At 74.4% G+C, this 21,875-nt stretch carries 22 protein-coding genes and 1 pseudogene; 16 read left to right on the forward strand and 7 right to left on the reverse strand.

Annotation, left to right across the window (positions count from 1 at the left end; translation table 11 throughout):
- Positions 1-56 precede the first annotated feature (56 nt).
- Together ACME2J_RS00840 and ACME2J_RS00845 are read left to right on the forward strand one after the other, a co-directional pair.
- Positions 57-1,307, forward strand: coding sequence for an ABC transporter ATP-binding protein (locus ACME2J_RS00840; RefSeq protein WP_495542960.1), 1,251 nt, complete (start codon positions 57-59; stop codon positions 1,305-1,307).
- Positions 1,307-2,167, forward strand: coding sequence for an ABC transporter permease (locus tag ACME2J_RS00845; RefSeq protein ID WP_495542961.1), 861 nt, complete (start codon positions 1,307-1,309; stop codon positions 2,165-2,167). Before ACME2J_RS00840 ends, ACME2J_RS00845 begins: the two co-directional genes overlap by 1 nt.
- An 8-nt stretch (positions 2,168-2,175) precedes the next feature.
- On the opposite strand, the gene rfbC is transcribed toward ACME2J_RS00845, so the two are convergent.
- Complete coding sequence (rfbC, locus tag ACME2J_RS00850) at positions 2,176-2,742, reverse strand: dTDP-4-dehydrorhamnose 3,5-epimerase (protein ID WP_495542962.1); 567 nt, start codon at positions 2,740-2,742, stop codon at positions 2,176-2,178.
- Positions 2,743-2,816: 74 nt separating this feature from the next.
- On the opposite strand from rfbC, the gene ACME2J_RS00855 reads away from it, so the two are divergent.
- From ACME2J_RS00855 to ACME2J_RS00880, 6 genes are read left to right on the forward strand one after another with little or no spacing between them, the layout of a single operon-like run.
- On the forward strand, positions 2,817-3,065 hold the full coding sequence (locus ACME2J_RS00855; RefSeq protein WP_495542963.1) for a ribbon-helix-helix domain-containing protein: 249 nt from the start codon (positions 2,817-2,819) through the stop codon (positions 3,063-3,065).
- Positions 3,062-3,367 (forward strand): type II toxin-antitoxin system PemK/MazF family toxin, encoded by a 306-nt coding sequence (locus ACME2J_RS00860; RefSeq protein ID WP_495542964.1) that lies wholly within the window; start codon positions 3,062-3,064, stop codon positions 3,365-3,367. The genes ACME2J_RS00855 and ACME2J_RS00860 overlap by 4 nt, the downstream gene beginning before the upstream one ends.
- Before the next feature lie 17 nt (positions 3,368-3,384).
- Positions 3,385-3,663: a hypothetical protein gene (locus ACME2J_RS00865; RefSeq protein ID WP_495542965.1), complete on the forward strand. Its 279-nt coding sequence runs from the start codon at positions 3,385-3,387 to the stop codon at positions 3,661-3,663.
- On the forward strand, positions 3,663-5,864 hold the full coding sequence (locus ACME2J_RS00870) for a rhamnosyltransferase WsaF family glycosyltransferase (protein WP_495542966.1): 2,202 nt from the start codon (positions 3,663-3,665) through the stop codon (positions 5,862-5,864). Before ACME2J_RS00865 ends, ACME2J_RS00870 begins: the two co-directional genes overlap by 1 nt.
- Before the next feature lie 26 nt (positions 5,865-5,890).
- Positions 5,891-6,190, forward strand: coding sequence for a hypothetical protein (locus tag ACME2J_RS00875; RefSeq protein ID WP_495542967.1), 300 nt, complete (start codon positions 5,891-5,893; stop codon positions 6,188-6,190).
- On the forward strand, positions 6,187-6,582 hold the full coding sequence (locus ACME2J_RS00880; RefSeq protein WP_495542968.1) for a PIN domain-containing protein: 396 nt from the start codon (positions 6,187-6,189) through the stop codon (positions 6,580-6,582). The genes ACME2J_RS00875 and ACME2J_RS00880 overlap by 4 nt, the downstream gene beginning before the upstream one ends.
- Here the strand turns inward: ACME2J_RS00880 and ACME2J_RS00885 are convergent.
- Both ACME2J_RS00885 and ACME2J_RS00890 read right to left on the reverse strand, forming a co-directional pair.
- Positions 6,568-6,978, reverse strand: a complete 411-nt coding sequence (locus tag ACME2J_RS00885; protein ID WP_495542969.1) for a type II toxin-antitoxin system VapC family toxin — start codon at positions 6,976-6,978, stop codon at positions 6,568-6,570. The genes ACME2J_RS00880 and ACME2J_RS00885 overlap by 15 nt on opposite strands.
- Positions 6,975-7,250, reverse strand: a complete 276-nt coding sequence (locus tag ACME2J_RS00890; RefSeq protein WP_495542970.1) for a type II toxin-antitoxin system Phd/YefM family antitoxin — start codon at positions 7,248-7,250, stop codon at positions 6,975-6,977. Before ACME2J_RS00890 ends, ACME2J_RS00885 begins: the two co-directional genes overlap by 4 nt.
- A gap of 52 nt (positions 7,251-7,302) precedes the next feature.
- On the opposite strand from ACME2J_RS00890, the gene ACME2J_RS00895 reads away from it, so the two are divergent.
- The 6 genes from ACME2J_RS00895 to ACME2J_RS00920 all read left to right on the forward strand — a co-directional run bounded on the left by ACME2J_RS00895 (position 7,303) and on the right by ACME2J_RS00920 (position 16,182).
- Positions 7,303-7,974, forward strand: a complete 672-nt coding sequence (locus ACME2J_RS00895; protein WP_495542971.1) for a class I SAM-dependent methyltransferase — start codon at positions 7,303-7,305, stop codon at positions 7,972-7,974.
- Positions 7,971-9,149, forward strand: a complete 1,179-nt coding sequence (locus tag ACME2J_RS00900; RefSeq protein WP_495542972.1) for a glycosyltransferase family 4 protein — start codon at positions 7,971-7,973, stop codon at positions 9,147-9,149. Before ACME2J_RS00895 ends, ACME2J_RS00900 begins: the two co-directional genes overlap by 4 nt.
- A gap of 279 nt (positions 9,150-9,428) precedes the next feature.
- The gene (locus ACME2J_RS00905; protein WP_495542973.1) at positions 9,429-10,751 is read left to right on the forward strand and encodes a sigma-70 RNA polymerase sigma factor region 4 domain-containing protein; all 1,323 of its coding nucleotides are present in this window, start codon (positions 9,429-9,431) and stop codon (positions 10,749-10,751) included.
- Between the two features lie 176 nt (positions 10,752-10,927).
- Positions 10,928-12,949 (forward strand): hypothetical protein, encoded by a 2,022-nt coding sequence (locus ACME2J_RS00910; RefSeq protein WP_495542974.1) that lies wholly within the window; start codon positions 10,928-10,930, stop codon positions 12,947-12,949.
- The gene (locus tag ACME2J_RS00915; RefSeq protein WP_495542975.1) at positions 12,950-14,251 is read left to right on the forward strand and encodes a S8 family serine peptidase; all 1,302 of its coding nucleotides are present in this window, start codon (positions 12,950-12,952) and stop codon (positions 14,249-14,251) included.
- Entirely contained in the window at positions 14,248-16,182 is a 1,935-nt protein-coding gene (locus tag ACME2J_RS00920) for a hypothetical protein (protein WP_495542976.1), read from the forward strand. Before ACME2J_RS00915 ends, ACME2J_RS00920 begins: the two co-directional genes overlap by 4 nt.
- Before the next feature lie 11 nt (positions 16,183-16,193).
- Here the strand turns inward: ACME2J_RS00920 and ACME2J_RS00925 are convergent, their stop codons facing one another.
- Both ACME2J_RS00925 and ACME2J_RS00930 read right to left on the reverse strand, forming a co-directional pair.
- A complete protein-coding gene (locus ACME2J_RS00925; protein ID WP_495542977.1) occupies positions 16,194-17,345 on the reverse strand; it encodes a glycosyltransferase family 4 protein in 1,152 nt (383 codons plus the stop codon).
- A 15-nt stretch (positions 17,346-17,360) separates the two neighbouring features.
- Complete coding sequence (locus tag ACME2J_RS00930) at positions 17,361-18,110, reverse strand: FkbM family methyltransferase (RefSeq protein WP_495542978.1); 750 nt, start codon at positions 18,108-18,110, stop codon at positions 17,361-17,363.
- A gap of 81 nt (positions 18,111-18,191) precedes the next feature.
- Between ACME2J_RS00930 and ACME2J_RS00935 the strand changes: the two genes are divergently transcribed.
- Positions 18,192-19,193 (forward strand): glycosyltransferase family 2 protein, encoded by a 1,002-nt coding sequence (locus ACME2J_RS00935; protein WP_495542979.1) that lies wholly within the window; start codon positions 18,192-18,194, stop codon positions 19,191-19,193.
- Positions 19,190-20,407, forward strand: coding sequence for a glycosyltransferase family 4 protein (locus tag ACME2J_RS00940; protein WP_495542980.1), 1,218 nt, complete (start codon positions 19,190-19,192; stop codon positions 20,405-20,407). The genes ACME2J_RS00935 and ACME2J_RS00940 overlap by 4 nt, the downstream gene beginning before the upstream one ends.
- Before the next feature lie 168 nt (positions 20,408-20,575).
- Here ACME2J_RS00940 and ACME2J_RS00945 read toward each other — a convergent pair.
- Positions 20,576-20,731, reverse strand: a pseudogene (locus ACME2J_RS00945) (DapH/DapD/GlmU-related protein); the annotation flags it as partial.
- 347 nt (positions 20,732-21,078) lie between these two features.
- Positions 21,079-21,819 (reverse strand): class I SAM-dependent methyltransferase, encoded by a 741-nt coding sequence (locus tag ACME2J_RS00950; protein ID WP_495542981.1) that lies wholly within the window; start codon positions 21,817-21,819, stop codon positions 21,079-21,081.
- Between the last annotated feature and the right edge of the window lie 56 nt (positions 21,820-21,875).

A 21,875-nucleotide genomic window follows, 5' to 3' on the forward strand; every position in this document is an offset into this window, starting at 1 on the left:
CCTTCGTCGGGTGCGGGCGCCACGATATCGGCAGGCAACGGCTACCGTGTCTCGGCGTGACGCGGCTCGCTGAGCATCCGGAACGCGCTCGACGGGCGGCACTCGACGCGGCGCCCCCCGCGGTCGAGGTCGACCACGTGCGCAAGACGTTCCGGCTCCCCCACCAGCAGTACCACACGCTCAAGGAGCGGGTGCTCCACCCGTGGCGCTCGACGACCTACGACGAGTTCCACGCGCTCCAAGACGTGAGCCTCACGGTCCGCCGCGGCGAGTTCTTCGGGATCGTCGGCCGCAACGGGTCCGGGAAGAGCACGCTGCTCAAGTGCCTCGCCGGGATCTACAAGCCCGACAGCGGTCACATCGACGTCCACGGTCGCCTCTCGCCGTTCATCGAGCTGGGGGTCGGCTTCAACCCGGACCTCACGGCCCGCGACAACGTCGTCATCAACGCGGTGATGATGGGCCTCAGCCGGCGCGAGGCGAAGCGCGCGTTCGACCAGGTCATCGAGTTCGCCGAGCTCGAGGAGTTCGTCGACCTCAAGCTCAAGAACTACTCGTCGGGCATGTCGGTGCGGCTCGGGTTCGCGACCGCGATCCAGGTGGACGCGCCGATCCTCCTCGTCGACGAGGTGCTCGCCGTCGGCGACGCCGCCTTCCAGCAGAAGTGCTTCGAGGAGTTCACGCGCCTGCGCAAGGAGGGCAAGACGATCGTCTTCGTCACGCACGACATGGCGGCGACCGAGCGCTTCTGCGATCGGGCGATGCTCCTCGAGCGCGGCGAGATCCTCCACATCGGCGAGCCGCGCGAGATCGCCCGTGAGTACAACGAGCTCAACTTCGGCCGGCTCACGCACGAGGTGACCGAGTCGGGTCGCTACGGCGACCAGGCGGAGTGCGAGATCCTCGACGCGTGGTTCGAGTCGGCCGGCGAGCCCGTCACGCAGCTCGCGCAGACGAACCCGATGGACATCTGCGTCCGCGTGAAGTTCTACGCCGACATCGCCGATCCGATCGTCGGCGTGACGCTCCGCAACGAGGCGGGACACACCGCGTTCGCCTCGACGACGGAGTGGGCGGGCGTCGGCTCGACCGGCTCCTTCGCCTCCGGCGAGGAGGTGACGGTGCGCTTCTCGCTCGCGAATTGGCTCGCCCCGTCGCACTACAAGCTCACGCCGTCCGTCGCGCGGCCCGGCTCCGGCGCGAACGCGATGGACCTCCGCGAGGACCTCACGTCGCTCTACGTCCACGCGACGCGGGCGACCGGCGCGGTCGTCGACATCCCGAACACCGTGGCGGTCGAGCGCTGATGACCCTCGCCGAGCGCGACGAGCGCCTCCTCGACGACCACGAGGACTTCGATCTCCCGCAGGGCCGCGGCGCCGAGCTGCGCCGCATCGCGAACCTCACGTGGACGCTCGCGATCACCGACTGGCGCCTGCGGTTCTACGGGTCGATGCTCGGCGTCCTGTGGACCCTCATCCGCCCGTTCGCCTTCTTCGGCGTCATCTACGTCGTCTTCACCCAGATCATCGGGCTCGACGAGAACGTGAAGAACTACGGGGTCTACATCCTCTTCGCGATCGTCCTCTTCCAGTTCTTCGCCGAGGTGACGACATCGTCGGTCCAGGCGCTCGTCTTCCGCGAGAACCTGCTGCGGAAGATGCACTTCGAGCCGATCGTCATCCCGCTGAGCGTCGCGCTCACCGGGCTCCTCAACCTCGGCACGACGCTCATCGCCGTCCTCATCTTCGCGTTCGGGAACGGCATCTACCCGGACGTGAGCTGGCTCCAGCTGCCGCTCGTCATCCTCATCATCACGATCTTCGCGACGGGGCTCGGGATGCTCCTCTCGACCCTCTACGTCCGCTACCGCGACGTGCAGCCGATCTGGGAAGTCGTCACCCAGATCCTCTTCTACGCCTCCTCGACGCTCTACGTCGCGACGCTCGTCCCCGAGGAGTGGCGGTCGGAGTTCCTCTACAACCCGCTGTCGGCGTGCTTCGCGCAGATCCGGCACGCGATCGTCGACCCGACGGCGCCCACCGCGTCGACGATCCTCGGCGGGCCGGAGATGCTCCTCATCCCGGGCGGGATCGTCGCGGTCGCCTTCGTCGCCGGCGTCGTCGTCTTCCGCCGCGCGAGTCCGCGGATCGCCGAGAACCTCTAGGCGCCCGGCTACCAGTCCGGCAGCTCGCCGCTCGCGGCGAACTCGGCGAGCGTCGCGGCGTTCGCGTCGCGGTCGCTGAAGATGCGGTCGCTCTCCGGGATCGGCCACTCGATGCCGATCGCGGGGTCGAGGAAGGAGATCCCGCGCTCGACGTCGCCGGAGTAGTAGTTCGACTGCTTGTAGAGGACGTCGGCGATCTCGCTCGTCACGCAGAAGCCGTGGCCGAAGCCGACGGGGACGTAGAGCGTGCGCATCGTCTCGTCCGAGAGCTCGTGCGCCTCCCACTCGCCATAGGTGGGCGAAGAGCGGCGCAGGTCGACGACGACGTCGACGATCGTCCCCCGGCCGCAGCGGACGAGCTTGGCGGCGCCGGCGCCGATCTGGAAGTGCATGCCGCGGACGACCCCGTAGGCCGACCGGGAGTGGTTGTCCTGCACGAAGCGGTCGGCGACGCCGAGCTCGGCGAGCTCGTTCTCGCGGTAGGTCTCGCAGAAGAACCCGCGCTCGTCGGGGAAGACCTTCGGCTCGATGAGGAGCGGGCCGACGAGGCGGGTCGGGATGACGGAGAAGCGCATGGCGCCGAGAAGGGTGCCAGAGAGCAGGTCCGAGACCGGTGGAGACCTGCAATGCGTCGCGCTATGCTCGATGCATGGCACAGGTCGTGGTCCGCCTCCCGGACGAGCTCGCCCGTCGGGTCGACGAGCTCGTCGCCGAGGGTCGCCTCGACAGTCGCTCAGACGGAGTCCGGCGCGGCCTCGAGCTGCTCATCGACGCAGAGCGACGCGCGCGCACGGGCGCCGCGATCGTGGACGGATACCGCCGCCTGCCCCAGTCCCCGAACGAGATCGGGTGGGCGGACGAGGCGACCCGCGCGATGATCGCCGACGAGCCGTGGTGACGCCCCTGCAAGGCGACGTCTGGTGGGCGGAGGCGGAGGACAAGCGCCGGCCCGTGCTCGTCGTCACGCGGAGCGACGCGATCCCCGTGCTCACGTGGATCGTCGTCGCACCGGTGACGCGCACCGTCCGCGACATTCCGACCGAGGTCCCGCTCGGCGAGACGGAGGGCCTCCCCGTCGCCTGTGTCGCGACTGTCGACAACATCCAGCCGATCCGCCGGAGCTTCCTCACGTCGCGCCTCGGTCGACTCGCCGACCACCGCCGCATCTGCCGCGCGCTCGACGCACTCGCCGACTGCTGACGGATACCCTCGCCCTCGTGGCCGCCGAGCAGACCGACACCCGCGACGAGGAGATCGCCGCGCTGCGCGCCCGCGTCGCCGAGCTCGAGGACGAGCTCACCCGCCGCGACGCGGCGACGAACGCGCTCGTCGCCCGCTCGCAGGAGAAGCTCTACTGGCTCGAGCGCTGGCAGCTCGACCTCGACCGGCTGATGGCGAAGCCCGGCGCCGTCCCCGCCCTCGAGGCCGTGCGGTCCCTGCGCAACGCCGTCCGCGCCGTCCGCATCGCGGTGCGCAAGCTGCGCGGGACGCGCTGATGCCCCGCAGCGTCTCCGTCGTCGTCCCCGTGAAGGACGGCGCCCGCTACCTGCCCGAGCTGCTCGACGCCGTCTTGGCGCAGCGCGACGACCCGGCCTGCGACGGGATCGCGCTCGACGTCCTCGTCATCGACTCCGGCTCGGCCGACGACAGCGTGGCGATCGCCCGCTCGCGCGCGGCCGACGGCGTCCGCGTCCTCGAGATCGACCCGGCGACCTTCGGCCACGGGCGGACGCGCAACCTCGGCGCCGAGGAGACCGGCGGCGACGTCGTCGCCTACCTCACCCAGGACGCGACGCCCGAGCCCAGCTGGCTCGCCGCGATGCTCGAGGCCTTCGACCTCGGCGACGACGTCGGCGCCGTCTACGGCCCGCACCGGGCGCGCCCCGACACGTCGCCGATAATCGCCCGCGAGCTCGACGCGTTCTTCGCCGGGCACGCCGACCCGCCCGGCCCCGACGGCGGCCCCGCCGTCCAGCGCAAGGGCGGCGAGCCCTTCCTCTCGAACGTCAACGCCGCCTACCGGCGCGACTGCTGGGAGCAGGTGCGCTTCCCCGACGTCCCCTACTCGGAGGACCAGGGGTTCGCACGGGCGATGCTCGAGGCGGGATGGGCGAAGGCCTACCACCCGCGGATGGCGGTCCTCCACGCCCACGACTACCCGCCGGTCGCCTTCGCGCGCCGCTACTTCGACGAGTACCGCGGGCTGCGCGAGACGATCGGCCACGTCGAGCACGTCGGCGGCCGGTCGACCGTCCGCACGGTCCGCGACCTCGTCGCCGGCGACCGCGCGTGGATGCGCGCGCACGACTACGGCCGCGGCGACCTCGCCCGCTGGACGGCCCGGTCCGCCGTCCACCACTCGTCGCGCAAGCTGTTCGGGGCGCTCGGCTCGCGCGCGCACTCGCTCCCCGCACCGGTCCAGCGGGCGATCTCGCTCGAGGGGACGGTCGGCGCCGCGGACCCCGGGCCGGTCGCCGCCGAGCGCGCGACGGCCGACTCGACGACGCCCGCGGTCCCGTCGGTGCCGACCGGCAAGCCGATCCCCGCCGCGACCGGCCCGCTCGTCTACGACTCCGTGCGTCGCTTCGCGAAGGAGGGCGCGGCACCGCTCGTGCCCCCGCTCTCCGGCCAGGACGCCGACCGGCCGCTCCACATCGCGTGCGTCATCCCGCCGTTCGACCGCGGGTCCGGCGGGCACAACTCGATCTTCCAGGTCATGAGCCGACTCGAGCGGCTCGGGCACTCGGTCTCCTACTGGATCCACGACGAGCACGGCCACCGCGCCCACGAGCGAGGGGCGCGCGTGCGCCGCGACATCCGCGAGTGGTTCGCGCCGATCGAGGGGCCCGTCCACCGCGGCTTCGGCGACTGGCACGGCGCCGACGTCGCGGTCGCGACGGGCTGGCAGACCGCGTACCCGGTGATGCTCCTGCCGGACTGTCGCGCGCGGGCCTACCTCGTCCACGACCACGAGTCCGAGTTCTACGCGACGTCGGTCGAGGCGCGGTGGGCCGAGACGACCTACGGCCTCGGGATGCACGCGATCTGCGGCTCGCCGTGGCTGCAGGACATCGTCCGCGACCGCTACGGCGGCACGACGTCGCTCTTCGAGTTCGGCGTCGACCACGACGTCTACCGCCCGCTCGACGTCGAGCGCGAGCCGCGCACGATCGTCCTCTACGGCCGCAGCGAGACGCCGCGGCGCGCCGTCCCGCTCGCCCTCCTCGCGCTCCAGGAGCTGCGCGACCGCGGGCACGACCTGCGGGTCATCAGCTTCGGCGGGACGAAGGAGATCGACGTCCCCGTCGACTACGAGCACCTCGGCGTCCGCGACCCGCACGAGCTCGCCGCGGTCTACGCGCAGGCCACGGTCGGCCTCGTCCTCTCGCTCACGAACTACTCGCTCATCCCGCAGGAGATGCTCGCCTGCGGGCTGCCCTGCGTCGACCTCGCGGGCATCAGCGCCGAGGGCGTCTTCGGCGACGACGGCCCGGTCGCGCTCAGCGCGTTCGACCCGATCGCGCTCGCCGACGCGATCGAGCGTCTCCTCACCGATCGTGAGGAGTGGGAGCGCCGGTCGGCGGCCGGCCTCGAGTTCGTCCGCGGCCGCACGTGGGACCTCGCGGCGAGCCAGGTCGAGGCGGGCCTGCGCGAGGCGATGCGGCTGCGGCTGGCGGCGGCACAGGCGACGGGCTGACCCCGGCGCGGGGTTACACTTCCGGTGTGCCAACGCGTCACCGACGCATCAACGTCACCTGCGACGCGGAACTCGCCGCCGCCCTGGATCGCGCCCGCGACGCGCTTCCGCAGACGAGCGACGCCGGGCGACTGCGCGCGCTCGCTCTCGAGGGCGCTCGGCACCTCGCCACCGAGGAGCGCGCCCGCCGCGACCTCCTCGCGCGACCAGGCGTCCGTCCCGCGCACACCGCCGCACGCGACCTTCCCTGGGCCGACGCCCTGCTCGACGGCCCGGTGAACGACGAGGGCACGCGGGCCCTCGAATGGGTCCGCGGCGAGCGGTGAGCGCGCCGCTCGCCTACCTCGATGCTTCCGCCGCGGTGAAGCTCGTCACCGCCGAGCCGCAGTCCGCGCGCCTCCTCGCCGAGCTGCGAGAGATCCGATCGAGCGAGATCCTCGAAGTCGAGCTGATGTGCGTCGCGCGACGGGCACCGCTGCGCGACGGCGTCGCGAGAGCCGCCCAGCTCCTCGCGCGCATCGACGTCATCACGTTCTCGCCCGAGGTCCGCACCCGCGCGACCTCCGAGTGGACGCCGCCGCAGCGGGCTCTCGACGCGATCCACATCGCGACCGCGGCGACCCTGCCGGTGTCGGATGTCGCCCTGTACACCTACGATCGCGACCAGGCCGCCGCCGGACATCGCGCAGGGCTCGAGGTCCGTTCACCCGGAGTCTGAGGCGCCCGGCGACTCCACCGTCAGACCCTGCGCCCGCGCCGCCTCCGCGAGCCGGACGTCGTAGGTGACGACGGCGTCGATGTCGTCACGGACCGAGAGCGCCGTCGCGAGATGGATCGCGTCGAGCGTGCGCATCCCCGTCGGCGGAAGGGCGCCGGCCTGGCGGAGGACCGCGCTGTCGATGGGCAGCGTCGCGATGCCGCGCAGCGCGTCCTCGATCGCCGCGCGCACGGGCGCCTCGTGACGGAGCCCGACACGGGTCGCCTCGGTGACGAGCAGTTCGCTCGCGACATATCCGGCATACTCCCGGAGCGCCTCACGCAGCTCGGCGTGGGGCGGTTCGGCGAGCGGAAGCTTGATGAACGCCGACGTGTCGAGGTACGCGAGGCCGCTCACGGGCGATCGTCGCGGATCTCGTCGAGGATCTCCCCGGACGCCGGCCCACCGGCGGGACGCGCGTTCTCGGTCACCTCGAGCAGGTCCGCAGACGGCAGCGTCGCGCCGCGCCCGGCGGCGAGCCGCCCGAGCGGAGAGTCCGTCGGCCCCGACGGCGAGAGCCTGGCGACCTCGCGGCCGCGCTCCGTGACGGCGAACGTCTCGCCCTGCTTCACCTCGACGAGATAGCGGGAGAGGTTCTGACGCAGCTCACGCACGCCGACCGTTCGCATGTGCGTCACCGTAGCACAATGGTCCTCACCCGCCCCGCCTATCCTCCCCCGCATGCCCGACCCCGGCTCGACGGTCTCCGACCAGTACACGTCCGAGGCCGGCGAGGAGTACTTCGCCTACCAGCTCTCCGGCGCCGAGACGGCCGCCCGGATCGCCGCCCCGCGCTTCCAGCCGCACATCCGCCCGACCGACGCGGTCGTCGACTTCGGCTGCGGCACCGGCTGGCTGCTGAAGGTCCTCGAGGCGGGCGACAAGCTCGGCATCGAGCCCAACCCGGCCGCGCGGCGCGTCGCGCAGGAGATCGGGATCACGACCGTCCCCTCGCCGGCCGAGATCGCCGACGCCCACGCGGACGTCGTCGTGTCGAACCACGCGCTCGAGCACTCGCTCGACCCGTTCGCCGAGCTGAAGGAGCTGCACCGCATCCTCAAGCCGGGCGGGACGCTCGTCATGGGCCTGCCGATCGACGACTGGCGCACGCAGCGCAAGGTCGACCCGCAGAACCCGGACCACCACCTCTTCACGTGGACGCCGCAGCTCTTCTCGAACCTCCTGCAGGAGGCGGGCTTCCGCCCCCGCGAGGTGCGCGCCTTCACCTACCTGCAGCCCTACCACAACGACAAGCTCTTCCCGCGCCTCCCGCGGCCCGTCTTCGACGCGATCTCGCGCGTCTTCGGGACGGTCATGCGCTACCGCCAGCTGCTCGCCGTCGCCGACCGATGAGCCCGATCCCCCGCCGGATGCGGGGCGGCGACCGCGGACCGCGGCCGCTGCGGATGCCGCCCGCGATGCTCGCGGCGCTGCGCAGCGGCGCGGCGGACCTCGCGCCCAGCGCCGCCGACCGCGCCGAGGCCGACCGGCTCGACGTCGCGGTCGTCGTCCCCCAGTTCCGCCGCGGCTCGGGCGGCCACAAGACGATCACCGACCTCGTCCGCGGCCTCGAGGCGCGGGGACACGCGATCGGCCTCTGGCTCATCGACGAGGAGGGCCTGCACGACGGCGCGACCGACGCCGACCTGCAGTCGCAGTTCCGCGAGTTCTTCGGGCCGATGGAGGCGCCGATGCGCCGCCTGCGCCGCGACGCGTTCCCCGGCGCGGACGTCGTCGTCGCGACCGGCTGGCAGACCGTGCCCGCGGTCCTGCGGCTCGAGGGCGCGAAGGCCCGCGCCTACCTCGTCCAGGACCACGAGCCCGAGTTCTACGCGACCTCGATCGAGCGCGAGTGGGCGCAGTGGACCTACCGCCAGGGCCTCCACGCGATCTGCGCCTCGCCGTGGCTCGCCGACCTCGTCGCCCGCGAGCACGGCGCGAGCGTCTCGTCGTTCGACCTCGGCGTCGACCACGCCAGCTACCACCCGCTGCCGACCCACCGCCGCGACGACCTCGTCCTCTTCTATGCCCGCGCGAGCACGCCGCGCCGCGCGGTCCCCCTCGGCGTCCTCGCGCTCGAGGAGCTGCACCGCCGCCGGCCGCAGGTCGAGATCGCGCTCTTCGGCGACGGCCGCGAGCTGCAGACGCCGTTCCCCCACCGCCACCTCGGCGTCATGGCGCCCGACAAGCTCGCCCACGCCTACGCGAGCGCGACCGTCGGCCTCGTCCTCTCGCTCACGAACCCGTCGCTCGTCCCGACCGAGATGCTCGCCTGCGGCCTCTCCGTCGTCGACCTCGCGACCGACTCGATGCGCACGACGTTCGGCGACGACGGCCCGATCGTCCTCGCCGGCGTCGACCCGCTCTCGATCGCCGACGCCGTCGAGCGCCTCCTCGACGACATCGTCGAGCGCGCCGACCGCTCGCGAGCGGGCGTCGAGCTCGTCGCCGGGCGGACGTGGGACGGCGCGAGCGCGCAGGTCGAGCAGGGGCTGCGGGCGGCACTGCGGGGCGTCGCGGCGGGCTGAACCTGCCGCTGGACGGGCGCCTCGGCACATCCGTCGCGCCGAGGTCGTCGTCCAGCGGTCCGGTGATCGCTGAGCGCCTCGCGACGCGACGCCGCGACGCCGCGGGAGAGCGGTCCCGACGGACACGCGGGGGGAGAACCCGGATGCGTCCAGCCTCATGGAGGACGTGACGAGACGCCTGCAGGATCCCTTGCACCGCTTTCCCGCGCTCCCTACCATCGCCCGCTCGGTCAGCGGACCCGCCTCGGGGGAGGCGGGCGAAGGAGCAGGGACGCATCGATGGCAGTGACGCCCGCGCACGGGAGCACGGGCTCGGCGTTCAGCGCCGACGAGATCGCGACGATGGTCGTCGCCGCACGCGAGCGGATGATCGCGACGGCGCGGGCCCACCCGCGCTTCGCAGGGCTCCCTCCACACGAGGTCGATGACCTCTTCGACGAGACGTCGGAGATCGTCGTGCGACGCCACGAGCGCTACGAGTCCCCCGACCACGTCGACGCGTCGATCTGGCGGGGCATGGAGATGCGCGCGCTCGACCGCTTCCGGCGCCGCCGGCGACGCGGGCCCGAGCCCGACCCCGGGCTGCTCGACCTGCTCGTCGACGACGACGCGCCCGGCGTCGAAGACCGCGTCGCGGGCGCGCAGATGCTCGCGATCGTCGAGGACTTCCTCGCCGCTCTCGCGCCGCGCGAGGCGGCGGCATGGCGGCTCGTCACCGGCGAGGACCTCTCGGTGAGCGAGACTGCGACGCGGCTCGGCGTGAGCCGCCACGCGGTCGAGCAGGCGCTCGACGCCGCCGACCGCAAGCTCGAGCTCTTCGCGTCCCTCCACGCCGATGGCGTGTGGTGCGGCCGCCGGAGGGCGGACATCGCCCGGGCCGTCGCCGGCGCGGACGACGAGGGCACCCTGCGTCGGGCGCGGGCCCATCTCGACGCCTGTCCCGCCTGCCGCCGGGGCCACGCGCGCCTCGTCCGCGGGTCGGGCCGCCTCGCGGGGGCGGTCCTTCCCGTGCCTGTCGTCGCGGTGAGCGCGGGAGAGTCGGCGGGCGTCCTCGACCGCATGCTCGATCTCCTGCCCGGGCTCGGAGGCGGCGGTCGCGTCGAGGTCGTCACCGGGACCCTCGCCGCGCTCGGCGGAGGCAGCGCGGCGGTGACGACGAAGGTCGGCGTCGCGGTCCTCGGCACGGTCGCGGTCGCGGGGGCGGGGACGGCGGCGCTCGCGCCGGAGGAGCGCCCCGCTCGAAGCCCGAGGATGGCCGAGCGGGCGGCGGCTCCGGCCGCGAGGCCGCCCTCGACGCCTCCTCGCGAGACCTCGCCGACGACGCCGCCCCAGCGGCCGCGCACGACGGCGAAGCGACGTCCGCCGGCGCCGCCGCGTGCGACGTCGAAGCCCGCGCCGCGACGCGAGGTCGCCGCACTCGGCGAGGTGGTCCCGCCTCCTGCCCCGAGCCGCGCCCCGGCGCCTCGGGCGAGCACGTCCGCGCCGCAGGCAGCGGCGCCGACCGCCCCCGTCGCGAGCGCGCCTCCCGCGCCGGCCGACCTCGGGCCGGCGGATGCGCCGCCGACCGGCGGCAGGGGCGGGGGCGAGGAGTTCCTCCCGTGAGCCACCACGTTTTCCGCAGCCGGCGACTGGTCGCACTCAACAAGGGGCAGGACGCGCCGAACGGACCGGCGCACGGACAGGAGACGACGATGCACACGGAAGGCTGGAGGATTCGGGTGGGGCGAGGAGGACGTGTCGCCGCGGTGGCGGCCGCGGTCGCGACAGGGGTCCTGGGCGTGGGTGCCGCCCCGTCGCACGGCGCGCTCTACGCGGTCGAGCAGTGCAACGGGATGCAGCCCGGTGTCGCCGGCTGGACGCCGTCGTACGCGGGCACCTACGTCTCGGTGGCGGACGGCTGCGCGTCGGGCGGGATGCTCGTCGCAAGCCTCGACGAGAACCACGCGCACGTCGCCGGCGACGCGGCATCGTGGACGTTCTCGGCCCCGCCCCACACGTCGATCGACGGGCTCGCCGCGAGCCGTCGCCTCCTCCAGGCCGGGCCGTCGCACGCGGCCGGCTACGGCGACTCCTATGCGCAGCTGCTCGCGGACGGCCGCGTCGTCGAGCAGTGCGTCCAGCTCGGCGGCTGCGCGGTCGCCGACGGGCCCGCCGCCTACGACGCCGGCCGGGCGCAGAGCGTCGCGTTCCGCGTCGTCTGCACCGGCGCGAACGGCTGTCCGGCGGGTTCCGTGAACGCGGCGCTGCGCGGCATCCGGGTGAGCCTCGAGGACGTCCACGACCCGGTCATCACCGAGCGCAGCGGCTCGCTCACGTCGGAGACGACGACGGCGCGGCACCGCGAGCTCGTCATCGGGGCGAGCGACGCCGGCGGCGGCGTGTTCCGGCGCGCCCTCATCATCGACGGGGCCGCGCGTCCGGCGGTGGAGATCGACAAGAACGGCGGCGCGTGCACCCTGCCCTTCACGGTGAAGGCGCCCTGCAAGCCGAACGTGAGCGAGACGATCGCGTTCGACACGGCGACGCTCCCCGACGGCCACCACACGGTCGCGGTGCGGGTGACCGACGCGACCGACGTCAACGCGGCGCAGACGGCGACCTGGCCGATCCTCGTGGACAACCTCCCGCCGACGTTCTCCGGCCCGGAGGTGCTCGGCCGTGCGGCGCGCGTGGGTGAGCGCCTCGCCTGTGCGATCTCCGGGCTCACCGGCCAGACGCCGCAGGTGGCGCACCGGTGGTATCGGAGCAATCCGGACGGCTCTGGTGCCGTGCCGATCGACGGGGCGACCGACTCGTCCTACACGCCGGTCGACGGCGACGTCGGGAAGAAGGTCCTCTGCGAGGTGACGGCGACCGACGAGGGCGGCACGACGACGCGCATCAGCGCGACCACGTCGGGGCCGTTCGCCGACGGGGCGATCGTCGAGCCGGCGCCGGCCGGCGCGCCGGCTCCCGCTCCGGAACCCGCGTGCCCCGAGATCCCGACCGGCAGGGGCACCGGCCCGGCGCAGGACCACGACGGCGACGGCATCCCGAACTGCGCCGACGCCGACGACGACAACGACGGCACGCCGGACACGCGTGACGAGGCCCCGTTCGATGCGACGTTCCCGCGTCCTGTGCCGCAGTCCGCGCCGGCCTCCCCGCCGGTCGCGGCGAGCGCCCCGGCCGCGGCGCCCGCGACCGTGGTCCCGGTGCTGCGCCTCGGTCGCGACTCCTCGGAGCAGGTGCGCCGCCGCTCGAGCTGGCGGAAGTCGAGCTTCACGCTGAAGGGCCGGCTCACGAGCGCGACGGGCGCGCCGCTCGCGGGGATCCCGGTCGTCGCGACCGAGACGGTCGGGAAGCGCACGCGCGAGCTCAGCCGGACCGTGAGCGCCATCGACGGCAGCTGGCGGGTGAGGGTCCCGCGCGGTCCGAGCCGCACGGTCGTCATCCGGGCGACGGACGGCGTCAACTCGGCGACGGTGACGGCGACGCAGAAGGTGAAGGCCCTCGTCTCCTTCCGCGCGACGCGGCGCAAGCTGCGGCGCGGCGGCTCGGTCCTCTTCCGCGGCCGGCTGCACGGCGGCCGCACCAACACGCGGGAGAAGCTCGTCGAGTTCCAGGTCCACTACCGCGGTGCGTGGCGCTCGATCACGACGCTGCGCGTCGATCGCAAGGGCCGCTTCCGGGTGCGGTACCGCTTCGGGGCGCGCTCAGTCGGCCGGTACCGGTTCCGAGCCCGGACGCTCCCCACGGACTCCTATCCGTTCGCGGTGGGCACGAGCAGCACGCGCCGCAGCACGGTGCGCGTCGGGTAGATGCAGCGAGCCCGCCGCCCCCACGCCGTCGTGGCGACCCTCGTGGTCGTCGCGGCGGCCTGCGGCCTGCTCGCCACGGAGGCGCGCGCCGCGGAGTCGCCGTGGCCGACCCGTCAGCACGTCGCGATGGCGAACGACTGGCTGCCGTTCGCGCCGCCTCCCGCGCGACCGGCCGGCCTCTGCCTCGTCGACACCGGGGTCACGCCGAACGCCGACATCGCCCCCTTCGTCGGCCATCGCGAGGGCATCGACGGGGAGACCCCCGACGACGTCTCGCACGCTGGGCACGGCACGTCGATGGCGATGCTCGCGACCGCGCTCGGCGGAAACGGGGTCGGCACAATCGGTGCCGCCGGGAACGGCGCGGTCCGGATCACGAGCATCCGCGCGACGCGTGACGCCTCGCCGGACGTCTTCCGGGGCGGGGACGTCGATCGTGGGCTGAGGGCGTGCCGCGAACGCGCGACGCTCGACGACATCCGCGTCGTCTCGCTCTCGATCGGCGGGCAGGCGATCGAGGAGGGCGATCCGGCGATCATCGAGATCGAGAACTCCATCGTTTCCCTCCGCGACCGGGGCATCCTCGTCGTCGCGGCGGCCGGCAACCTCCCTGCGGCGATCGGCGGCTATGCCAACCGCACCGGCGTCCTCCCGGTCGCAGCGGCGGACTCGGCAGGCGGGCCGTGCGCGTTCTCCCATCCCGGAGCGATCGCCGCCCCCGGCTGCGGACTCGACGCGGCGACCCCGCACGGCCTCGCCCCGACGGCCGACGCCCTCGCGGGGACGAGCGCGGCGACCGCGCAGGTGAGCGCGCTCGCCGCCGCGGTCGCCGCCTACCGCCCCGAGCTCGGCCGCGACGACCTCGAGCGCCTCCTCCTCGGCGCCCGGCGCCCCGACGGCGTCCTCGACGTCGCCACGCTGCTCGCCTCCGCGGCGATCCGCCTCCCGCCCCCGGCCGCGCCCGCCGCCGCGCCACCGGCGCTCGTGCCGGCCGCCGCCGGCCCCTCGCCGGCCGGCGCCCACGCCGATCCGCGGCGACGCGTCGCTCGCCCGCGGGCACGGGTGCGCTTCCGCGGCGGCCGGCTGCGCGTCACACTTCTCAACCGCCCGGCCGGAGGCGTCGTCGAGGTCGAGCACCAGCGCCGCCGGCGGACCCGCACGAGCACGATGACCACCTACCGCAGGACCCGCCACCGCGCCCGGCGCTTCAGCGTCCGGGGCCGCCGCCCCGCCCGCGTCCGCCTGCGCTACGTCGCTCCGGCGACCGGCCCCCGCGCGACGCTGAGGGTGAGGTCGCGATGAGGCGCATCGCCCTCCTCGCCGTCGCGCTCGCGCTCGCCCTCGCGCAGGACGCGGCGGCCGGCAGCTACGACGTCGTCGCCTGCACGGGCGCCCCCGGCGAGGCGAACAACGCGTGGTCGTACTTCTCGACCCAGTACCTCTACATCGCGGTCGGCGACGAGTGCCCCGCCCAGGCCGGCTCGCCGAGCGAGTCGACGGCGGCGATCGAGGACGGCCTCTGGGCCGCCGACGTCCTCGGCCTCTCGACGAGCGCACCCGACGGCACCCGCGGCGGCTGGCAGTTCACGGCCCCGGCGGGCACGACGATCACGCGGCTGCGCTACCGCCGCTACGGGGGACGGCGCGGCGGCAACTGGGACCCGCGCCTCGTCGTCGCCGGCACGCCCGTCCCCGGCGAGCGCTGCCCTCTCAACCGCTCCTTCTGCTCGTTCGGCAATCCCTACCCCGGCTTCCTCAAGGACATCGGCGGGCTGTCCGCCGCCTCGGTGCGCTTCGAGCTCGCCTGCACCGCGCTCTACCCGGGAGAGGAGTGCGGAGGGGGCGCGTTCCTCCACGAGGGCTGGGCCTCGCTCTACAGCGCGACGGTGACCCTCGCCGATCCGACGCCGCCGCGCGTCGGCGCCGAGACGCCGGACGGCTGGGTGCGCGGCGAGGTGACTGTGCCGGTGACGGCCTCCGACGCCGGCGGCGGCCTCCTGGCCGTCGAGCTCCGCGAGGGCTCGGCGACACGGGCGAGCGCGACGTTCGCGTGCGACGCGACGCGCCCGGTCCCCTGCCCGCTCTCCGCCTCGCCCACGCTCACCCTCGCGACGTCGCTGCTGCCCGACGGAGAGCGGAACGTCGAGGTCCGTGCGCGCGACGCCGGCGGCGAGAGCGCGACGATCACCCGCACGCTGCGCGTCGACAACACCCCGCCGCCGGCCCCGTCGCTCGTCGCAGCGCCGAGTCCCGGGACGTGGCAGGCGGCGCGAGACTTCTCCGTCGCGGTGACGCCCGCCGCTGACGAGGCGGCGCCGATCGCCGCCGTCCTCTCGACGACCTGCGCGGAGGTGACGGGCACCTGCACGCCGACGCGGACCACCGCACCCGGAGAGGAGCTCGCGGTCGAGCTCCCCGACGACGGAGCCCACCGGCTGCGGGTGTGGCTGCGCGACGCGGCCGGCAACGTCGATGCGACACGCGTCGCGGAGCTGCGACTCCTCGCCGACACCGTCGCACCGCCCGCGGTCGACGGGCTGGGCGCGAGCGGCGGGCCGACGTCGTGGCAGGTCGGGTGGAGGGCGGACGCCCAGGCGACGTCGCCCGAGCACTACCTCCTCGACGTGTGCGACCCCGCCGGCCGCTGCGAGACGAAGGACCTCGGCGACCAGCGGCTCACGCCGGTGTGGACGCCGACGCCCGGGCGCTGGACGGCGACCGTGCGTGCCGTCGACGCGACGGGGACGACCGGCCCGCCGGCGAGCGTCGTCCTCCACCACCCGGAGCCGACGCCGACCGCTCCCCCGGCGGGCGCCGCCCCGCCCGCGGGGCCCGCGCCCGCGACCCCGCCTGCGCCACCGAGCGGCTCGACCGGCGACACCGCGGACGCGTCGGCGACCACCCGTTCCCGGTCGCCGCGGCTGCGCATCGTGCGGGCCCGTCGCGGCACACGGACGATCGTCGCCCGGGGCCGCGTCGACGCGCGCATCGACCGGTCGCGGCTGCGGATCAGCACGCGGCTCGTCGTGCCGGCGGCACGCGGTCGGTCGGGCCGGACGTTCACGCGGCCGATGTCGGTGCGGTTCGACCGCAGGACCGGCGCCTGGTCGGCGCGCCTGCGGCTCGGGCCGATCCTGCGCCGCGCGTCGCGGGCGACCGTGCGCGCGCGGGTCACGTCGCACGGCGACTTCCGCGCGGTGACGCGGAGCCAGCGGGTGACGCGCCGCCGATAGGCAGCCGTCGCTCAGCCGCCCAGCACCCGCTCGTACACCTCGACGACGCCCTCGGCGCAGCGCTCCCAGGTGAACTCGGCGGCGCGGGCGCGGCCGTCCTCGCGGAGCTTCGCGGCGAGGTGGTCGTCGGCGAGGATGCGCTCGATCGCGGCGCGGATCGCCTCGGTGTCGTAGGGGTCGAAGAGGACGGCGGCGTCGCCGGCGACCTCGGGGAGCGAGGTCGCGTTCGAGCAGGCGAGCGGGACGCCGCGGACCATCGCCTCGAGGACCGGCATGCCGAAGCCCTCGTAGAGCGACGGGTAGGCGCAGCAGGCGGCCATGCGGTAGAGGCCCTCGAGCTCGGCGGCCTCGATCCAGCCGGTCATGACGACGCGCTCGCGGAGGTCGAGGTCGCTCACGCGGTGGCGCAGGCGGTCCTGCTCGAGGCCGGCGTGGCCGACGAGGACGAGCTTCGTGTCCTCGAAGCCCGGCGCGCGGGAGAGGGAGGCGAACGCCTCGAGGAGGCGCGGCAGGTTCTTGTGGACGAGGGCGGCCGAGACGCAGAGGACGACGCGGCCGTCGCCGATGCGCAGGCGCTCGCGGAGGATCGTCTCGTCGGTCGGCGCGGGCTCGTCGCGCATGCCGCGGCCGAGGAGGACGGCGTCGACGCGCTCGGCGGGGACGCCGAGCTTGTCGACGACGTCGCGCTTCACCGCCTCGCTGATCGTGATGACGCGGTCGGCGCGGCGGGCGGCCGGGCCGACGACCGCCCGCAGGCCCATGAGCGCGGGCTTGGGGAACGTGTCGGGGAACGCCTCGTAGATGAGGTCGAGGATCGTGACGACGCTCGGGACGCCGGCGTGGATCGGCGCGGTCGTGCCGAGCGAGTGGAGGAGATCGACGCCCGCCTTGCGCGCCGCGCGCGGCAGCGCGGTCATCTCGGCGGCGATCCGCAGCGGCTTGATGCGCGCCTTGAAGGCGAGCGGCGCGACGTCGACGTTGTGCGGCCAGCCGGCGCCCTCGAGCGACGGCGCCGCCTCGACGCCGCAGAAGACCGTGAACTGCCAGTCGGGCCGCGCGTGACCGAGGGCGGCGACGAGCTCGCGGGCGTAGATCTCGCTGCCGCCGACCTCGCCCGGGACGAGGTAGAGGCAGTTGAGGCCGATGTGACGCGGACCTTCCATACGGTCTCCCTACCCCTAGCGGTGGGCGACGAAGAACCAGATCGGCTCGGTGAAGAGCGCGGCGAACTCGGCGCGCGAGTACGGGCCGCCGCCGTCGATGTCGAAGATCCGCAGGCCGACCTCGCCGACGAGGAGGTCGTGGACGTCGCCGGAGGTGACGCCGAAGTGGTCGCTGCCGCCGACGCCGTGCTCGAAGACGACGGTCGGGCGGTCGCGGCGCAGCATCTCGAGGCCGCCCTGGAAGACGCCGAGCTCGGCGCCCTCGACGTCGACCTTGAGCAGCGACACCGGCCGCGCCGGATCGACGATGTCGTCGAGGCGCTCGACGGGCACCTCGATCGTCTCGGTGTCCTCGCCCGCGAACCCGCGGTCGCTGAGGCCGCTGAGCTGCGGGTTCGACGTGACGACCGTGAACGTCGCGGTCCCCGGCTCGGCGGCGAGCGCGGCGTGATGGACGTCGACCTGCGGGAAGCGGCGGCGGAGATCCTCGGCCTGGGCGGGGAGCGGCTCGATCGCGACGTGGTGGCCCTCGGGCGCGACGCGGAGGATCTCCTCGAGGACGTCACCGGAGTGCGCGCCGACGTCGACGCAGTTCGCGTCGACCGCGAGCGAGTGCGCGAGGAGGAGCCGCAGGTGCTGATCGTCGCGGGCGTTGCGGCGCGCGAGCGGGCTCACGACGCGATGCGCGGCGCGGGCGTACTCGCCGACGCCGGTGCGGTCCGCGAACGCGGCGACGCGCGAGATCGTCTTGCCGGAGAGCGCCATCGGTCGGTCCCAGGCTAGCGGCGATCGACTACCGTCCGCGGCCTGCCCGCCCCGGCCGACAGCCCCGCGATCACCGTCTGCATGGTCATCCACGACTGCGCCGACGACCTGCGCGAGACGCTCCCGCACGTCACCCGCGAGCTCGGCCCGCGCGACGCGCTCGTCATCGTCGACAGCGGCTCGCGCGACGACAGCGCTGCCGCCGCGCGCGCGACCGCGCCGGAGGCGACGGTCATCGAGGCGGGGAGCAACGTCGGCTTCGCGACCGGCTGCAACATCGCGGCGCGACAGGCGCGCACCGACCTCCTCCTGCTCCTCAACCCCGACGCGGTGCCGCAGCCCGGCTGCCTCGACGCGCTGCGGAGCGCCGCGGACCGCCACCCGAGCTGGGGCGCCTGGCAGGCGCTCGTCGCCCTCGACGACGACGCGCACGTCAACACGTCGGGCAACCTCGTCCACTGGCTGGGCTTCGGCTGGTCGGGCGGGCTCGACGCCCCGCTGAGCGCCGTCGACCCGATCGAGCGCACGGTCGGCTTCGGCTCGGGCGCCGCGCTCGTCGTCCGCCGCGACCTGTGGGAGTCCGTCGGCGGGTTCGACGACCGCTACTTCATGTACGGCGAGGACCTCGACGTCTCGCTGCGCCTGCGCCTCGCCGGCCACGAGATCGGGGTCGTGCCGAGCGCGGTCGTCACCCACGGCTACTCGTTCACCAAGGGCGACTACAAGTGGTTCCACCTCGAGCGCAACCGCTGGTGGACGATCCTCTCCGACTATCCGGCGAGCGTCCTCGCGCTCGCAGCGCCCGGCCTCCTCGCCTTCGAGATCGCGCTGCTCCTCGTCGCCTGGCGCGGCGGATGGCTGGGCCCGAAGCTCCGCTCGCAGCGCGCGGTGCTGCGCGAGCTGCCGCAGATCCTGCGGCGCCGTCGCGTCGTCCAGCGCACGCGGGCCATCTCGCCGCGGACGTTCGCGCAGTCCCTCACGACCTCGCTCGACTCCCCGCACCTCGGCGCGGCGACGGCGATCCCCGGCGCCGAGGCCGCCCAGCGCGCGTACTGGACCGCCGGGATGATGCTCCTGCGATGAAGGTCTTCCAGGTCACGCCGGAGCTGCCGTTCTTCCCCGGCGGGTCGGGCGGCTCGACGCGCCAGTTCAAGCTCCTCGAGTCGCTCGCCCGGCGCGGCCACGAGGTGACCGTCGTCTCACCCGTCCACCCGAGCCAGCAGGACGGCCGCGCGTCCCTCGACCGCGCGGGCATCGCGCTCCACGCCGTCGACCGGCCGGCGAGCCGCATCCGCGAGACCGCCGAGACGATCGCGCGACACCCGTCGCTCCTGCCCGACGCGGCGCGACTCCCGCTGCTCGCCTGGCAGGTCGAGGTCTTCTGGCGCACGCTCGAGCCCGTGCTGCGCGAGGCGGCCGCGGCGCGCGGGATCCCCGACGTCATCAACGTCGACCACGACTGGGCGGCGCGCTGGTGGCTCGACCTCCCGGCGGGCATCCCGCGCACGCTCACGCTGCAGAACGTCTCCGGCCGCTACTACGACCACCGCGCCGAGGCGGAGACGCGCGCGCCGGTGCGCCGTCTGCTGCAGCGCGAGGCGCGGCGCTTCGACGCCCACGACCGCGAGCACCTCGCGCGCTGGGACCACCTCTTCGCGATGAGCCGCCACGACGCGGAGTCGATCGCCCGGCTCACCGACACGCCGACGACCGTCGTCCCCAACGGGGTCACGGTCGCCGACGTCCCGACCTCGGAGCCCTCAGGGCCGCCCGTCGCCGTCTTCGCCGGCTCCTACGCCTACCCGCCGAACGCCGAGGCGCTGCGGTGGCTCGTGAGCGACCTCTGGCCGCGCGTCCGCGAGCGGCTTCCCGACGCGCAGCTGCTCGCGGTCGGCCGCGACGCGCCGGCCGATCTCGTCGAGCGTCCCGCCCCGGGCGTCGACTACCTCGGCTTCGTCGACGACATCGGCGAGGTGTACCGGCGGGCGCGCGTCGTCCTGTGCCCGATGCGCTCGGGCGGCGGGACGCGCCTCAAGGTCCTCGAGGCCCTCGCGACCGGGCTGCCGCTCGTGAGCACGACGATGGGCGCCGAGGGCGTCGAGGTGACCGACGGCGACGACGTCCTCCTCGCCGACGAGCCGGGCGCGTTCGCCGACACCGTCGTCCGCGCTCTCACCGACGACGCGCTCGCCGCGCGCATCGGCGCCGCCGGCCGCGCGCTCGCCGAGTCGACCTACGACTGGGACGCGATCGGCGGGACGTTCGAGGCGACCCTGCGGTCCCTCGTCGAGCGCTGACGAGACGCCGCAGGCGCACCCTCGAACGTCGATGAGCACCCCCGGCGGGGTCGAACGTCGATGAGCACCCCCGGGGAGGGGTGAAGATCGACGTTCGAGCCGCGCCCCGCGCCCTGCCCCCTACGCCCAGTTCGGCCGGTAGCCGAGCTCGTAGCGCAGGTCCCGCGTGCGCTCGCCGATCTTGCGGGCGGGGACGCCGCCGACGATCGTGTAGGGCTCGACGTCCTTCGTGACGACGGCGCCCGCGCTCACGACCGCGCCCTCGCCGATCGTCACGCCGCCGAGCACGGTCGCGCCGAGGCCGAACCACACGCGGTCGCCGACGGTGATCGGCGCGAAGGACGCGGTGAAGTCGGGGTCCTGCACCTCGTGCTTCGCGGTCATGAACCGCGTGTAGCCGCTCACGTTGACGTCGTCGCCCAGCGTGATGCCGCCGCGGGCGTCGAGATGGCAGCGCGGCCCGACGATCGAGCGGCGGCCGATCGTGATGCGGTGCGCGTAGACGACGTCGACGTTCAGCATGAGGCAGGAGGTCGCGGGATCGACGAGCGTCATCCTGAAGAGGCGGTAGAGCGCCATCCGCGGCGCGGCGAGCGGGACGCGCGCGACGAGGTGCGTGAGGATCCAGTCCGGCCCCGGCAGCCAGCGGACCGCGAGGCGGCGCAGCGCGCTCACGAGGCGCTCCCCTCGCCCGCACCCGAAGACTCGGGCAGGCGCGCACGGGCGATCCAGCCGAGCGGGAGCGCCCAGCGGCGGTCGAGATGCCGGTCGAGCCACGGGGAGACGCGTCGCAGCAGCTCGCCGAGCGCGAGCATCGCGGTGCCGACGAGCCGCCCGCCGAGCCCGGGGTCGCCGCGCCCGTCATCGGGCGAGGTCGCGACGCGCTCGTGTCGCAGCAGCTGCGCGACCGTCGAGAACCAGCCGGTGGTCGGCACCACCTCCACGTCGGTGAAGCCGGCCCGGCCGAGGAGGCCTCGCAGCCCCCACGACGTGTAGCGGTAGTGGTCGTGCGGCTCCTCGTGCAGCTCGGTGACGAACGGGACGGTGACGAGGACCCGCCCACCGGGCTTCAGCACCCGGGCGATCTCGCCGAGCGCGCGCTCCGGCTCGGCGACGTGCTCGAGGACCTCCGTGCAGAGCACCGCGTCGAACGAAGCGTCCTCGAGCGGCAGCGCGTGGAGGTCGGCGAGGACGTCGGCGGCCTTCGAGCCCTCGTGGACGCTCCCCGGCCAGTCCTGCGTGACGTGCTCGCAGTGGGTGAGGAGGGGCGCGTACGGGGCGTCGCCCGCCCCCGCGTCGAGGACCCGCGCACCGGCCGGGAGACGCGCCGCCGCGTCGGCGACGGCCCGCGCGATCGGGCCGCGCTGGATCGGCGACTGAGCGACGAAGGCCTGCACGGACGGGGGAAGCACGCCCACAGCATGCCGCCCGCCGACGGGCGATGCGGCCCGGTTCGTCGGTACCCTCG

It is taken from the genome of Paraconexibacter sp. (assembly GCF_059438195.1).